Source organism: Streptomyces sp. NPDC020379 (genome assembly GCF_044387105.1).
GTDB lineage: Bacteria > Actinomycetota > Actinomycetes > Streptomycetales > Streptomycetaceae > Streptomyces.
Genome location: NZ_JBIRVR010000016.1, coordinates 122,992 through 135,962, shown reverse-complemented (window position 1 = coordinate 135,962; position 12,971 = coordinate 122,992). Strand labels below are relative to the sequence as shown.

Genomic DNA, 12,971 nt, shown 5'->3' with positions numbered 1-12,971 from the left:
AAGCGTGTCGCGGGGTCTGGGGCGCAGCCTCCCCACGCGGCGGAGCCGCATATCGGATGCGGCCGGGAAGGGGCGGGGCCGGGGAACAAGCCCGCCGCCGCGACCAGGGATCCGCCTCCATCGAGCTGCTCGGCTTCCTGCCCGTCCTGCTCCTGGTCGGGCTCGCCGCCCTGCAACTGGGGCTCGCCGCCTTCGCCACCCAGCAAGCCGGAAGCGCCGCGAGAGCCGCGGCCCGTACCGCCACCCAGGACGACCCCAGGACGACACCGGCGGACGCCGGACGGGCGGCGCTGAGCGGCTGGTTGCGGACCGACGGCGCGCCCGACGCGGCGCCCTGCGAGGGCGCGGGGGAGACCACCGCCACCGTCACCGTGCGCATCCCGGCCGTCCTGCCGCTGCTGGGCGACCGGTCCGTCACCCGCCGGGCCACCATGCGCTGCCCGGCGGGACCGCTGCCGGCACCGAGGAGTGCGCCATGAGCCTGCGGGCGCGGATCGTCGCACCGGAAGTGCCCACGGACGGCCGGGAGTCGAGCCACCTCGTCCCCGTCTACCGTGCGAAGTTGCTGGAGGAGATCGACCTCGCCGAGATGTCCGCGCTCGCCGCCGCCGAGCGCCGCACGCGGCTGGAGCGGGTCCTCGGGCACATCCTCAGCCGGGAGGGGCCGGTCCTCTCCACCTCCGAGCGCGACCGGCTCATCCGCCGCGTCGTCGACGAGGCCCTGGGGCTGGGCGTCCTCGAACCGCTCCTGGAGGACCCCTCGATCACCGAGATCATGGTCAACGGCCCCGACCAGATCTTCGTGGAGCGCGCCGGCCGCGTGGAGCTCGTACCCGTACGGTTCGCGTCCAACGAGCAGCTGATGCAGACCATCGAACGCATCGTCTCCACGGTCAACCGGCGGGTGGACGAGTCGAATCCGATGGTCGACGCCCGGCTGCCCAGCGGTGAGCGCGTCAACGTCATCATCCCGCCGCTCGCGCTGAACGGCGCGACGCTGACCATCCGCCGCTTCCCCCGCGCGTACACCCTGCCGGAACTGATCGGCATGGGGACGCTCGACGAGCGGATGCTGGTGCTGCTCTCCGCGCTCGTCCGGGCGAAGTTCAACGTCGTGGTCTCCGGCCCGACCGGTTCCGGCAAGACCACCCTGCTGAACGCCCTCTCCGGGCTCATCCCGGAGGGCGAGCGCATCATCACCGTCGAGGACGCCGCCGAGCTCCAGCTCCAGCAGGCCCACGTCATCCGGCTGGAGTCGCGTCCCCCCAACGTCGAGGGCCACGGCCGGATCACCATCCGCGACCTCGTCCGCAACTCCCTGCGGATGCGCCCGGACCGGATCATCGTCGGTGAGGTCCGCGGCGGCGAGACGCTCGACATGCTCCAGGCGATGTCGACCGGCCACGACGGCTCGCTCGCCACCGTGCACGCCAACAGCGCGGAGGACGCCCTGATGCGCCTGCAGACGCTGGCATCGATGTCCGAGGTGAAGATCCCGTACGAGGCGCTGCGCGACCAGATCAACAGTGCCGTCGACTGCGTCGTCCAGCTGACCCGGCACGCGGACGGCTCTCGGCGGGTCGTCGAGATCGCGCTGCTCGACTCGCACGGCCGGGAGGACTACCGCCTGGCCACCGTCTGCCGCTTCGACGCCCGGCCGATGGACTCCGACCGCATCGTGCGCGGGCGGTTCACGTGCTTCCCCGTCCCCGAACGCGTCGCCGAGCGGCTGCGGATGGCCGACGAGGCCGTACCGGCGGCGTTCGGGGTCGCCGCGTTCCCCACCGAGCTCACCGTCCGAGAAGCGAGGCAGAGGTAGCCGCAGATGAACGCACTTGTACTGCTGACCGCCGGCGCCACCCTGCTGTGCTGCGCGCTGGGCACGGCGGGCGTGCTGGTGTACGCGGCCGGGAAGGCGCGGCGGCGGTCGCTGGTGGCGCGGCTCTCCGATGCCCCGGCCCTGCCGCCCGCCGGGCGCGTGCGGCACTTCCGGGGGCTGGACCGGCGGCTGCGCGCCACGCGGGCGGGGCGCCGGCTGGAGCGGCGGCTCGCGTCGACGGGACTGGACGTCACACCGGGCGAGTTCACCGTCTGCGCGCTCGCCACGGCGGCCGGACTGTGGTTCGTCGCGGCCGCCGCCCTCGCGCCCTTCTTCGGCCCCCCGGCCGCGCTGGCCGCCCTGTGGTCCGCGTCCGCCTTCCTGGGGCTGCAACGCCGCAAGCGCATCGAGCGGTTCATCAACCAGCTGCCCGAGCTGTCCCGCATCCTCGCCAACGCCACCCAGGCCGGACTGGCCCTCCGTACGGCCCTCGCCATGGCCGCCGACGAGATGGAGGCACCGGCGGGCGAGGAGCTCGCCAAGGTGGCCGACAAGCTCGCGGTCGGACACTCGGTCGACGACGCACTCGGCGAGCTCGCCGAACGGCTTCCCTCGCGTGAACTCGGCGTCCTGGTGACGACCTTGGTGCTTTCGAACAGAGCGGGTGGCACGGTCGTCAGTTCGCTGCGCAACCTCACCAGGACGCTGGAGGAGCGGAAGGAGACCCGCCGGGAGGTGCGCACCCAGCTGTCGCAGGTGACCGTCACCGCCTATGTCGTCCCCCTGATGGGCGTCGGCACGCTGCTGCTGATGGACCGCATCGCACCCGGGTCGATCGACCGCATGACCTCCACCTTCCTCGGCCAGGCCGCCGTGGTCGCCGCGTTCTGCCTCTACGCCCTGGGCATCGTGGCGATCCGCCGCCTTTCCAGGATCGAGGTCTGAGGGGTGGGCACGGGCCTTGCGCTGGGGCTGCTCGCCGCGCTGTCCGTCGCGGGTGCCTGCGCGGGCGTCGCGCTCTACCGCAGCGAGGTCAAGCTGCCGACGGACCTGACCGTGGCCCTGGAGGTCGGCTCCACCCGGACCACGGCCGTGGGTTCGGCGCTCGACCGGCTCGGCATGCGGTACGCGCCGCTCGTGCTGCGGATGATGGGCGAGAAGCGGGTCGCGAAGGTGCGCACCCGGATCGACCGCGCCGGGAACCCCGGCGGCCTCACCGTCGACCGCTACGCCGCGCGCCGTGCCGTCTACGGCTTCCTCGGCTTCGGCGGTGCCCTCGTCATGCTCCTCGCCGGACGGATGATCGTCGCCCTGCTGCTGGTCGCCTTCGGGCTCTTCTGGATCGAGGTCGGCATCTGGGCCGCCGTACGCGAACGCAAGGACGCCATCGACCGCACCCTGCCGGACTTCCTGGACGTCCTCGCGGTGGTCGTGAGCGCCGGACTGAGCTTCCGGCAGGCCCTCGACCGGGTGGCGGAGAAGTACGAGGGCCCGTGGGCCGACGAACTCCGCATCACCCTGCGCCAGCTGGACATGGGCGTCAGCAGGCGGCAGGCGTTCGAGGGGCTGCGGGTCCGCAACGACTCGGAGCAGGTCGCGCGGTTCGTCACGGCCTTGCAGCAGGGCGAGGAGCTCGGCGCGCCCATCGTCGACACGCTGATCGCCATCGCCGACGACATGCGCCGCACGGACGCCCAGCGGGCCCGCCGCCGCGCGGCCCGCGCGGTGCCGAAGGCCACGGTCGTGATCACCACCTGCATGGTGCCGGGCACGATGATCCTGATGGTGGCGGGATTCTTCCTCGGGTCGGGCGCGGACTTCGGTTCGATCACGGGGCGTTGAGCCCGGGTGGGGGTGGGATGTGTGGACCGCGTGGGTTCTGTGAGGCGCGTCTGTTCGATGGTGTGCCAACTCCCCGCCAAGGGAAGGGAATGGTGCCGGACGCACTGTTCCGCGGTCACCGTTCCGGCGTACTTTTCATGTGGCGTGAGCCACACCACGCACCACACCCGGATTCCGTACCGCACGGAGGTTGCCGTCGATGGAGGGGAACAGCATGGAGACGTCGCGCGAGCACATCCCGGGAAACTTACCGGGCCCGGGGAGAGGCTCAGGGGAGCGCCGCCGTGGTCTACGGGGCGACCGGGGGCAGACCGCGATCGAGTACCTGGGCATCATCTGCGTGGTCGTGGCGATCGTCCTGGTGCTGACCCGGACGGACTTCGGCAGCGCGATCGCCAGCGCCATCTCCGACAAGATCTCCCAGGTCACGGGCGGCTGACGCGCGCCGCCCGCCGTGCGCACGGCGACGCCGGACAGGCGTTCCCGCTCTACGTCACGGCGGTCGCCGCCCTGCTCTTCCTCGCGCTGGCGTTCTTCGCCGTGGGTCAGGCGGGAGCGAACAAGAACGGCGCGCAGACGGCCGCGGACGCCGCCGCCCTCGCCGCGGCCCAGAGCTACCGCGATCAGCTGCGTACGGGGCTGCTGGCGGCCCTGGGGGCCGGTGGCGGCTGGGCGGACTGGCTGGACGGCCGCACGGGCGACGTGGCCGCCGCCTGCGGCGAGGCCGACGCGTACGCCCGGAGCAACGGCGCCGAAGTCGTGGGCGGGTGCGGCACGTCCGCCCCGGGGACGCTCCCCGCCGCCTTCACCGTCACCGTCCGCTCCTCGGCGGCCGTCGGCCGCTCGGTCGTCCCCGGCACCGAGGACGTCCACGCGACGGCCACGGCGCGCGCCGTGGTGGAACCGCGCTGCGCGGCGCTGTCCCCGGAGACGCGGAAGCCACCCGTCGACATCGTGTGCGACGGGCGGGTGGTGCCGATCGACCCCAAGCGCCCCGACGACCTCGCGAGAGCGGTCGGAGCGCTGTTCGCCGTACGCCTCGCCGACTGAAGCGGCCCGCCGCGCGGTTGCCCTCCGCCGGTGACCCCTCGAAAGCCGGTGACTCCTCGAAAGGACGCGCCCTCATGAGCACGCGGCACATCACGAAGACCCGCGGACGCGCGGCAGCGGCGGCGGTCGTGGCCCTCCTGGCCCTCGCCGTGTCCGGCTGCGGCGGGGACAGCGGCGGGAAGGACGCGGACGCCACCCCGGACAGGAAATCGGCCGGTCCTCCGGGCAGCGCGAAGAACGCTCCCGCGGCTCGGCCGGGCGAGGTCATAGGCGAGATGAAGGGCCCTGACGGTGTCGTCATCGCCGTCAATTCCGCGGTACGGGACAGCGGCGGCTTCGTCACGGTGAGCGGCACTCTGACGAACGGCGGCAGCAAACCGTTCAACGCCATCCACTGGCTCTCCCAGGAGACGGACATGAAGTCCCGCTCCTCCATCTCCGGCGCCTCACTGGTCGACGGGGCGAGCAAGAAGCGCTATCTGGTCCTGCGGGACACGGACGGCGAGTGTCTGTGCAGCACGGGCCTGACCAACATCAAGCCCCAGGAGAGCCGGCCCGTCTTCGCGCAGTTCCCGGCGCCACCGGAGAACGTCACGGACGTCGACTTCCAGGTGCCGACCATGCCGTCCGTCCGTGTGCGGATCTCGGAGTGAGCCGGATGACCCGGACCGCGTACGTTCCCCGGATCGGCCGCGGGGCGGCCGTCGCCGTGGCCCTGTCCACCGCGCTGCTGGTCACCACCCCGGCCGCCCCGCCCGCCCGCGCGCAGAGCGGTCCCGGCGGCAAGGCCGACACCGCGCCGCCCGTGAAGATCGACGGTTCCGCCCACGGGCTGCGGATGCGGCCGGGCGCGCGACTCGCACCCGGCCGGGTGCTGGACATCAAGTCCGTCGTCGAGACGGACGACGGGGGCGAGCGGCGGGAGGACACCAACGTCGACGTCACCTTCGCCCTCCAGGCGGAAGTGCTCTTCGACAAGGACAGCGCGACGCTCGGCGCGGAGGCGGGCAAGCGGATCCGGGTCATCGCGGACGAGGTCAGGAAGCGGCACGCGACCACGCTCCGCGTCTTCGGCTTCACGGACAACCTCGGTTCCGCCGAGCACGGCGTGGAGCTGTCGAAACAGCGGGCCAACGCGGTGCAGCGGCAACTGGCCCTGGACATCGGATCGTCGGGCGTCTCGTACCAGATACGGGGGTACGGCGAGGACTACCCCATCGCGGACAACTCCTCGGAGGACGGCCGCCGTCGCAACCGCCGGGTGGAGATCAGCTTCCCCACGCGTGGCTGAGGGCCCGACGGAGCCTCGCGCCCCCGTCCGCCAGGCGGCAGGATGAGGCCCCGGATGCCGGGACGCGCCAGGGAGGCGGAAGATGTGCCGGGGGAAAGCGAGAGGCGGACTCGCCGGGGCGGCGGCCCTGGGCATGCTGATCGCGGCGGCCGCGCAGGCGGCCGCGGGGGCGGCGGAGGCCGCGCCCGCCGCCGCGTACAGGATGGCCCCGGACGCACAGCAGTTGAACGGCTCCGGGAACACCGCCGACGCCCCCCTGCTGAAGCCCGGCGCGCACACCTACAAGGACAGCGTCGCCCCCGGACAGCGGAAGTACTACGCGGTGCGGCTGGACGCCCGCTCCAGCGCGTACGTCTCGGCCGTGGCCGCCCCCGCCCCCGGCAGCTCGATGGGGGCCCGGGACGGGATCTCGGTGTCCCTGGAGGCACAGGACGGCACGCAGTGCGGCGTGGGCCGCCACCGCACGTTCCTCTCGGCCGGTGGCGCCTATCCGGTCGCCGACTACGCGGAGCGGGTGACCGCCACGGGCGGTGCCTGCAAGGCCGCGGGGACCTACCGCTTCGTCCTGGAGCGCGGCGACGCGGCGGGCGGGGACACGGCCGCCGTGCCGGTCGAGCTGAAGTATGTGAGCGCGCCCGCGGATCCGGCGTCCACGGGCGACCCCGGCGGGGACCGGACGGCACGGACCGCGCCCGCACCGGGCGGCGGGGGAGTGGGCGCCCAGGGCGGCGGCGTCCGTGGCGGGTCGGGCTTCAACGACGCCGCGGAGATCCGCCCCGGGGTCTGGACGGACGAACTCCGGCCCGGCGAGACCCACTTCTACCGCGTCCCGGTCGGAGCCGGTCAGCAACTCGCGGCGAACGCGCGGTTCGGGGCCGACCGGGACGCCGGGAGCGCGCCGTACGTGATCGCCGGGATGCGGATGGGGCTGAGCAACGAAGCCCGCGGCTACGTCATGAACAGGACCGGCGGCTATCAGGGCAAACCCGCGGACCTCTCGCTGACCACGCCCGCCGCCGCGGCCGGCGACGGCGCGGGCGGGGACGCCGCCCGGGGCATGCGCCTCGCGGGCTGGTACTACCTCCAGGTGAGCCTCAACCCCAAGGTGGGCCAGGGGAAGCCGAGCCGGGTGCCCGTCACGCTCACGGTGGACGTCGGCAAGGCGCGCGAGGAGGCGCGGGCACCCGGCGGAAGCATGCGCCCGGCCGGCGCGGTCACCGGGCGGCACCGCGACCGGCGGCTGCGCGCCGTCGGGTACGCGGGCATCACCACAGGGTCGCTGCTGCTGCTCGGGCTCGGCGGCTGGACGCTGGCGGCCCGGCGTGGGCAAGGGGTGAGCCCGGGGGCGGACAGCGAGGACAGCGAGGAGTGACCTCAGGGGCGGATCTCGACGCGTACGCCGGGCCGCAGGCCCCACAGCCGCATGGCCCCCGCCGCCGCCTCCAGCGCATGGCGCGAGCGGACGCGCGGCGCCCCGAGGCGCCAGGGGCGCATGGTGCGTACGGCCAGGACGGTCAAGTGCCGGTCCAGATAGGCCACGTCGATGGGGAAGCGCATCCGGAAGGTGTGCACCGAGGACGCGGGGGTGAGGAGCAGCGCGCCCTCGATGTCGTCGCGGCCGAGGAGGCCGCGGGTGCGGGCGCGGTAGGAAGCGGCCACCTCCAGCGGGACCACGAGAGCGCTGCCGTGTTCCGCCTCGGGCCCGGCGCTCCCGGGCGGGACGTACAGGCTCGCGGTGCCGTCGCGCCGACGAAAGGTGCCGTCGCGCCGAGGAGGCATGCCGTCGTGCCGATGAGACGTGCCGTCGTGCCGACGAGGCATGGGAGGTCCCTTCGGCCGTGACCCGTGGAGTGTGTGGTGCCCTGGAGGCACTTTATCCACAGGCCCCCACGGGCATCGCCGCTTCTGCGTAACCTCGGTCCATGGCCGCGCTGTTGATCGTCCTCGCCGCCCTGTACGGGGCCGTGGCCGGGGTGTCGCTGCCCCGGGCGCACTACCGCCTGAGTGTGGAGCCGGAGCGGGCGTGGCGGTCGGCGGGTCCGTGCGGGCACGCGTTCACGGGCTGGCTGGGGCGGGGCCGCTGCGGGGAATGCGGCGAGCGGTACGCACCGGGCGCGCTCTGGTGGGCCGGGGCGACCGGTGCGGTGTGCGCGGCGCTCGCCGCCGTGGTGGGGGCGCGGCCCGAGCTCGCCGTGTGGCTGCTGGCGGTGCCGGTGGCGGTGCTGCTGGCGGGGGTCGACCGGTCGGTGCGACGGCTGCCGGATGTGCTGACGCTGCCGCTGGCGGCGGGCGTCGCGCTGCTGCTGGGCGTCGCGGCCCTGATACCGGGGTCGGCGGGTTCCTGGCCGGGGGCGCTGCTGGGCGGAGCGGTGCTGGGCGGCTGCTATCTCGCGCTCTTCCTGATCCACCCGAGCGGCCTGGGCTTCGGCGATGTGAAGCTGGCGCTCGGCCTGGGGTGCGCCCTGGGGTGGTACGGCTGGCAGGTCCTCTTCCTGGGCGCCTTCGCGGGCCTCCTGCTGGGCTCGCTCCACGGCACGGCGCTGCTCCTGACCCGCAGGGCCACCCGCGGCACGGCCCTGGCGCTCGGCCCCTTCATGCTCGCGGGCGCCTGGCTGGGCCTCCTGCTGGGAGGCGCCACGGGGACGTGAACAGGGGGAGGCGCCCATAGGGCGTGGTGATGGGCACAAGCTATTGGACCGCGTGATCCAAAACGGGTACGGTTCGACGCATGGCCCGGCCGAGGATGTTCGACGAGGAGCGGGCGGTCGACGCCGCGTTGCAGGCGTTCTGGACCGCCGGATACGAAGCGACCTCCACCCAGGATCTGTGCGATGTCACGGGGCTGGGCAGGAGCAGCATCTACAACACCTTCAAGAGCAAGCACGACCTCTTCCGCCGGGCCCTGCTGCGCTACATGGACGCCAGGGCGGAGTTCCAACAGGCCCTGTTCGGCGGCGATCTGCCGGTGCGGGAGAAGTTCCGCACGATGCTGGAGAGCGTCGTCGAGGAGGAGTGCGGGTCGTCCGGCGGCCATCGCGGCTGTCTCGTCGTCAACACCGCCGTCGAGCTCGCCGGCCGCGATGCCGATGTGGCGCGCGATCTGGAGCGCGACTACCGCAAGCGGCTGGAGCTCCTGACCGCCGCCATCGCCGAGGGGCAGCGCGCCGGTGACATCGACGCGGCCAAGGACGCCCGCGCCCTCGCGCACTTCGTGATCGCCGCCATCGGCGGCATGCGCGTCTCCGCCCGCGCGGGGGTCGGCCGCACGGCGCTGGAAGGCATCGCCCGCGCCACGCTCGACGCGATCTGACGCCCTTTACCCCCCTGTTCACCCCGCTGTCTCCACCCCTGCCCTTTTCGTACCCGAGTTTTGAACTGCACGTTACAGAAAATGACAAGGTGACCGCTGTGCCACGAGCCATATACGTCCTCGCCCTGGGCATCTTCGCCATGGTGACCAGCGAGTTCGTCGTCGCAGGACTGATGCCGCAGATGGCGGAGGGGCTGGACGCGACCATCCCCGAAATCGGCTATCTCATCACCGCGTTCGCGGTGGCCATGGCGGTCGGGGGCCCGTTCCTCACCGTGGCCGTGCTGAGGCTGCCGCAGCGGCGGGCACTGATGGCGCTGTTCGCCGTCTTCCTGGCCGGCAACGTCCTGGCCGCCACCGCGTCCACGTACCCGGCCATGCTGGTGGCCCGCGTGGTCACCGGTACCGCCTCACAGGCGTTCTTCGGCGTCGCCCTCTCGCTGTGCGCCCGCCTCGCCCGCCCGGAGGTGCGCGGTCGCGCCATCGCGGTGGCCATGAACGGCCTCATGCTGGGCACCCTGCTCGGCCTGCCGCTGGCCACCGTGACCGGTGAACACCTCGGCTGGCGCGCGGCCTTCTGGGGCATCACCGTGCTCACGGTCGTCGCCGCGCTCTGCACCCTCGCCGGCGTACCCCGCCTGGACCGGGCCCCTGCCGAGGGCGGCGGTGGCGTGCGGGGCGAACTGGGCGTCTTCCGCCGCCCCCGGCTGTGGCTGGCGCTCTCCACCAGTACCTTCATCATCGGCGCGACGTTCGCCGCGTTCAGCTACCTCAACCCGATACTCACGGAGGTCACGGGCTTCGCCACCGGCACCGTGCCGTTGCTCCTCATCGCCTACGGCGCGGCCACCGTGGTCGGCAACACCGTCGTCGGGCGCCTCGCCGACCGGCACACCCTCGGCGTCCTGCTCTGCGGCCTCGCCCTGAACCTGGTGTTCCTCGTCGGCTTCGCGCTCTTCGCCCACCTGCCCGTACCGGCGGTCGTGTTCATGCTGGGGATCGGCCTCGTCGGCGTCACGATGAACCCCGCGATGGTCACCCGGGTCCAGCGCGCGGGCAACGCCGGGCCGCTGGTCAACACGATCCACTCCTCGTTCATCACCCTGGGCATCGTCATCGGGACCTCGGCCGGCGGGCCGGCCATCGACGCCTTCGGGCTGCGCGCGCCGCTGTGGATCGGGGCGGGCATGGCCGTCCTCGGCCTGCTCACCCTCGTCCCCGCCCTCGTCCGTCGCCCGGTCGGCCCAGCGGACGGACAAAGCACCGCAAAAATCATGATCTGCCAAGAAACCGCCGTGCGGCAGACTCGGACCGCCTGACGTCAAAAGGCGTCAAACGCATCAACCTGCCGATGAATTTTCAGGAAGTTTTCGTAAGGGCCGAGGGCAGACATCCGGCCGAGCGTCGAATGGCTTGTTCTACGCCGTAGGTCCAGCGCTGACGGGCCCTGCGCGGTCCTGGGTGATCTTGATCCGCCGCCGAGTTCAAGATCAATAAGGTCACCGAGCGTCAGCATCGCGCGCGCCGTCACCCTTGTCGGTGCGCGGAGCAGGGCCTCAGAGCGGTTAAGGTGGAAACCCCCCCTCGGGCCGGTCCGTATCCCCCCCACGGACCGGCCCGTTTTCTTTCCCTCACATCACGGTGCGTGATGATTCGTATGAGGTTTGAGAGACGGTCTAGGACCCGTTGCGGTTCGCCCAGATGTTGACGCCCTCGGTGCTTACCGCGAAGGAATCGATCTCGGACAGCTCTTCCTCGGTCAGCTTCGGAGCCCCGAGCGCGGCGACGTTCGCCTCCAGCTGGCGCACGCTGGACGCGCCGATCAGCGCCGAGGTCATCCGCGGGTCGCGCAGCACCCACGTCAGGGCCAGCTGGGCGAGCGACTGGCCGCGCCGCCGGGCGATCCCGTCGAGCCCGCGCAGCCGCCGCACGACGTCCTCCGTCAGCAGCCCCGGGTCCAGCGACTTGCCCTGCGACGCCCGCGAGCCCTCCGGGATGCCGTCCAGGTACTTGTCGGTCAGCAGCCCCTGCGCCAGCGGCGCGAAGGAGATGCAGCCCATGCCCTCCGCCTCCAGGGCGTCGAGCAGCCCGTCGTCCTCCGTCCAGCGGTTGATCATCGAGTAGGACGGCTGGTGGATCAGCGCGGGCACGCCCATCCCGCGCAGGATGCGCGCCGCTTCACGGGTGTTCTCCGCGCTGTACGAAGACACGCCCGCGTAGAGCGCCTTGCCCTGCTGGACGGCGGACGCGAGCGCGCCCATCGTCTCCTCCAGCGGGGTCTCCGGGTCGAAGCGGTGCGAGTAGAAGATGTCGACGTGGTCGACACCCATTCGGCGCAACGAGGCGTCGAGGGAAGAGAGCAGATATTTCCGGGAGCCCCACTCGCCGTACGGGCCGGGGTGCATGAGATAGCCGGCCTTGGTGGAAAGGACGATTTCGTCGCGGTACGGACGGAAGTCCTGGGCGAAGATCTTGCCGAAGTTCAGCTCCGCGGAGCCGGGCGGCGGACCGTAGTTGTTGGCCAGGTCGAAGTGGGTGACGCCCAGGTCGAAGGCCCGGCGCAGAATGGCGCGCTGTGACTCCAGGGACCGGTCGTCGCCGAAGTTGTGCCACAGACCCAGCGAGATGGCGGGCAGCTTGAGGCCGCTGTGCCCCGTGCGGCGGTACTCCATCGCGTCATAGCGATTTCCGGCCGCACGATAGTGAGTGGAATGAGTGGGTTCGGTCATGTGTATCTGACTATCACGGTCTTGTGACAGACCGAGTTGGGTCCTCGTGACACGCGGGCAGTAGTGTGGCGCCCTCGGGGCGACCGCCGTGGCATGGAGGGGCTGGAAGACGTGAAGTTGCGCGACCTGGTGTACAGGCTCTACGCACGCCGGGTGGAAGGCCGCCTCGACCACGCCCAGGTGCCCAAGCACATCGGCGTCATCCTCGACGGCAACCGCCGCTGGGCACGCGCCGACGGCCGCACGCTGGAGCAGGGCCACCAGGCCGGCGCCGACAAGATCCATGAGCTGCTCGGCTGGTGCGCCGAGACCGATGTCGAGGTCGTCACGCTCTGGATGCTCTCCACCGACAACCTCGACCGCCCCGCCGACCAGCTCAACCCCCTGCTCGGCATCATCGAGAACACGGTGCGCGGCCTCGCCGCGGACGGCCGCTGGCGCGTCCACCACGTCGGCACCCTCGACCTGCTCCCCGCCCGCACACAGTCCGTGCTCAAAGAGGCGGAGCAGGACACCATCGGCATCGACGGAATACTGGTCAATGTCGCGGTCGGCTACGGCGGTCGGCAGGAGATCGCGGACGCGGTGCGTTCGCTGGTGCTCGAAGCGGCCGACAACGGCACCTCTTACGAGGAACTCGCCGAGATGGTCGATGTGGAGCACATTTCCAAGCACCTCTATACGCGCGGCCAGCCCGACCCGGATCTGGTGATCCGCACCAGCGGCGAACAGCGTCTCTCCGGCTTCATGCTCTGGCAGAGCGCGCACTCGGAGTACTACTTCTGCGAGGTCTTCTGGCCGGCCTTCCGAAAGGTCGATTTCCTGCGCGCGCTGCGTGATTACGCCGCGCGGCACCGCCGCTACGGCTACTGATCGCGGCCCGGGAGCGGGCTGAGGGGTACGGAGTTCGGGCACGGCTACGGCCCCTGA

General features: G+C 72.0%; 15 protein-coding genes. 13 read left to right on the top strand and 2 right to left on the bottom strand.

Annotation, left to right across the window (positions count from 1 at the left end; translation table 11 throughout):
• The first annotated feature begins 56 nt into the window (after positions 1 to 56).
• The 9 genes from ACH427_RS21645 (at position 57) to ACH427_RS21605 (ending at position 7,374) form a co-directional block, all read left to right on the top strand.
• Positions 57 to 479 carry a TadE/TadG family type IV pilus assembly protein gene (locus ACH427_RS21645; protein ID WP_398871429.1) on the top strand — a complete coding sequence of 141 codons (423 nt, stop codon included), beginning with the start codon at positions 57 to 59 and terminating at the stop codon, positions 477 to 479.
• Complete coding sequence (locus ACH427_RS21640; protein ID WP_398871427.1) at positions 476 to 1,819, top strand: CpaF family protein; 1,344 nt, start codon at positions 476 to 478, stop codon at positions 1,817 to 1,819. Before ACH427_RS21645 ends, ACH427_RS21640 begins: the two co-directional genes overlap by 4 nt.
• Before the next feature lie 6 nt (positions 1,820 to 1,825).
• The gene (locus tag ACH427_RS21635; RefSeq protein ID WP_398871425.1) at positions 1,826 to 2,764 is read left to right on the top strand and encodes a type II secretion system F family protein; all 939 of its coding nucleotides are present in this window, start codon (positions 1,826 to 1,828) and stop codon (positions 2,762 to 2,764) included.
• A 3-nt stretch (positions 2,765 to 2,767) separates the two neighbouring features.
• Complete coding sequence (locus ACH427_RS21630; RefSeq protein WP_398871423.1) at positions 2,768 to 3,661, top strand: DUF5936 domain-containing protein; 894 nt, start codon at positions 2,768 to 2,770, stop codon at positions 3,659 to 3,661.
• A gap of 214 nt (positions 3,662 to 3,875) precedes the next feature.
• Positions 3,876 to 4,100: a hypothetical protein gene (locus ACH427_RS21625; RefSeq protein WP_398871500.1), complete on the top strand. Its 225-nt coding sequence runs from the start codon at positions 3,876 to 3,878 to the stop codon at positions 4,098 to 4,100.
• Entirely contained in the window at positions 4,097 to 4,711 is a 615-nt protein-coding gene (locus ACH427_RS21620) for a pilus assembly protein TadG-related protein (protein WP_398871488.1), read from the top strand. The genes ACH427_RS21625 and ACH427_RS21620 overlap by 4 nt, the downstream gene beginning before the upstream one ends.
• Positions 4,712 to 4,785: 74 nt before the next feature.
• Positions 4,786 to 5,364: a hypothetical protein gene (locus ACH427_RS21615; RefSeq protein WP_398871421.1), complete on the top strand. Its 579-nt coding sequence runs from the start codon at positions 4,786 to 4,788 to the stop codon at positions 5,362 to 5,364.
• Positions 5,365 to 5,369: 5 nt separating this feature from the next.
• Positions 5,370 to 6,002 (top strand): OmpA family protein, encoded by a 633-nt coding sequence (locus ACH427_RS21610; RefSeq protein WP_398871419.1) that lies wholly within the window; start codon positions 5,370 to 5,372, stop codon positions 6,000 to 6,002.
• 82 nt (positions 6,003 to 6,084) lie between these two features.
• Positions 6,085 to 7,374, top strand: coding sequence for a hypothetical protein (locus ACH427_RS21605; RefSeq protein ID WP_398871417.1), 1,290 nt, complete (start codon positions 6,085 to 6,087; stop codon positions 7,372 to 7,374).
• A 2-nt stretch (positions 7,375 to 7,376) separates the two neighbouring features.
• Here the strand turns inward: ACH427_RS21605 and ACH427_RS21600 are convergent, their stop codons facing one another.
• Entirely contained in the window at positions 7,377 to 7,781 is a 405-nt protein-coding gene (locus ACH427_RS21600; protein WP_398871486.1) for a DUF192 domain-containing protein, read from the bottom strand.
• Positions 7,782 to 7,924: 143 nt separating this feature from the next.
• On the opposite strand from ACH427_RS21600, the gene ACH427_RS21595 reads away from it, so the two are divergent.
• The 3 genes from ACH427_RS21595 (at position 7,925) to ACH427_RS21585 (ending at position 10,631) form a co-directional block, all read left to right on the top strand.
• On the top strand, positions 7,925 to 8,650 hold the full coding sequence (locus tag ACH427_RS21595; protein WP_398871415.1) for a prepilin peptidase: 726 nt from the start codon (positions 7,925 to 7,927) through the stop codon (positions 8,648 to 8,650).
• Positions 8,651 to 8,730: 80 nt separating this feature from the next.
• Positions 8,731 to 9,312, top strand: a complete 582-nt coding sequence (locus ACH427_RS21590) for a TetR/AcrR family transcriptional regulator (protein ID WP_398871412.1) — start codon at positions 8,731 to 8,733, stop codon at positions 9,310 to 9,312.
• 98 nt (positions 9,313 to 9,410) lie between these two features.
• Positions 9,411 to 10,631 (top strand): MFS transporter, encoded by a 1,221-nt coding sequence (locus ACH427_RS21585; RefSeq protein ID WP_398871410.1) that lies wholly within the window; start codon positions 9,411 to 9,413, stop codon positions 10,629 to 10,631.
• Between the two features lie 357 nt (positions 10,632 to 10,988).
• Here ACH427_RS21585 and mgrA read toward each other — a convergent pair whose 3' ends face one another.
• The gene (gene mgrA / locus ACH427_RS21580; protein WP_398871408.1) at positions 10,989 to 12,041 is read right to left on the bottom strand and encodes an L-glyceraldehyde 3-phosphate reductase; all 1,053 of its coding nucleotides are present in this window, start codon (positions 12,039 to 12,041) and stop codon (positions 10,989 to 10,991) included.
• 111 nt (positions 12,042 to 12,152) lie between these two features.
• Here mgrA and ACH427_RS21575 point away from each other — a divergent pair, with 111 nt between their 5' ends.
• Positions 12,153 to 12,914, top strand: coding sequence for an isoprenyl transferase (locus ACH427_RS21575; protein ID WP_361527499.1), 762 nt, complete (start codon positions 12,153 to 12,155; stop codon positions 12,912 to 12,914).
• Positions 12,915 to 12,971 lie beyond the last annotated feature (57 nt).

What these genes read in the sequence shown, in the direction of transcription:
- ACH427_RS21645 (WP_398871429.1), top strand. Translation starts at nt 57, where the DNA reads ATGCGGCCGGGAAGGGGCGGGGCCGGGGAACAAGCCCGCCGCCGCGAC.
- ACH427_RS21640 (WP_398871427.1), top strand. Translation starts at nt 476, where the DNA reads ATGAGCCTGCGGGCGCGGATCGTCGCACCGGAAGTGCCCACGGACGGC.
- ACH427_RS21635 (WP_398871425.1), top strand. Translation starts at nt 1,826, where the DNA reads ATGAACGCACTTGTACTGCTGACCGCCGGCGCCACCCTGCTGTGCTGC.
- ACH427_RS21625 (WP_398871500.1), top strand. Translation starts at nt 3,876, where the DNA reads ATGGAGACGTCGCGCGAGCACATCCCGGGAAACTTACCGGGCCCGGGG.
- ACH427_RS21615 (WP_398871421.1), top strand. Translation starts at nt 4,786, where the DNA reads ATGAGCACGCGGCACATCACGAAGACCCGCGGACGCGCGGCAGCGGCG.
- ACH427_RS21610 (WP_398871419.1), top strand. Translation starts at nt 5,370, where the DNA reads ATGACCCGGACCGCGTACGTTCCCCGGATCGGCCGCGGGGCGGCCGTC.
- ACH427_RS21605 (WP_398871417.1), top strand. Translation starts at nt 6,085, where the DNA reads ATGTGCCGGGGGAAAGCGAGAGGCGGACTCGCCGGGGCGGCGGCCCTG.
- ACH427_RS21600 (WP_398871486.1), bottom strand. Translation starts at nt 7,781, where the DNA reads ATGCCTCCTCGGCGCGACGGCACCTTTCGTCGGCGCGACGGCACCGCG.
- ACH427_RS21595 (WP_398871415.1), top strand. Translation starts at nt 7,925, where the DNA reads ATGGCCGCGCTGTTGATCGTCCTCGCCGCCCTGTACGGGGCCGTGGCC.
- ACH427_RS21590 (WP_398871412.1), top strand. Translation starts at nt 8,731, where the DNA reads ATGGCCCGGCCGAGGATGTTCGACGAGGAGCGGGCGGTCGACGCCGCG.
- mgrA (WP_398871408.1), bottom strand. Translation starts at nt 12,041, where the DNA reads ATGACCGAACCCACTCATTCCACTCACTATCGTGCGGCCGGAAATCGC.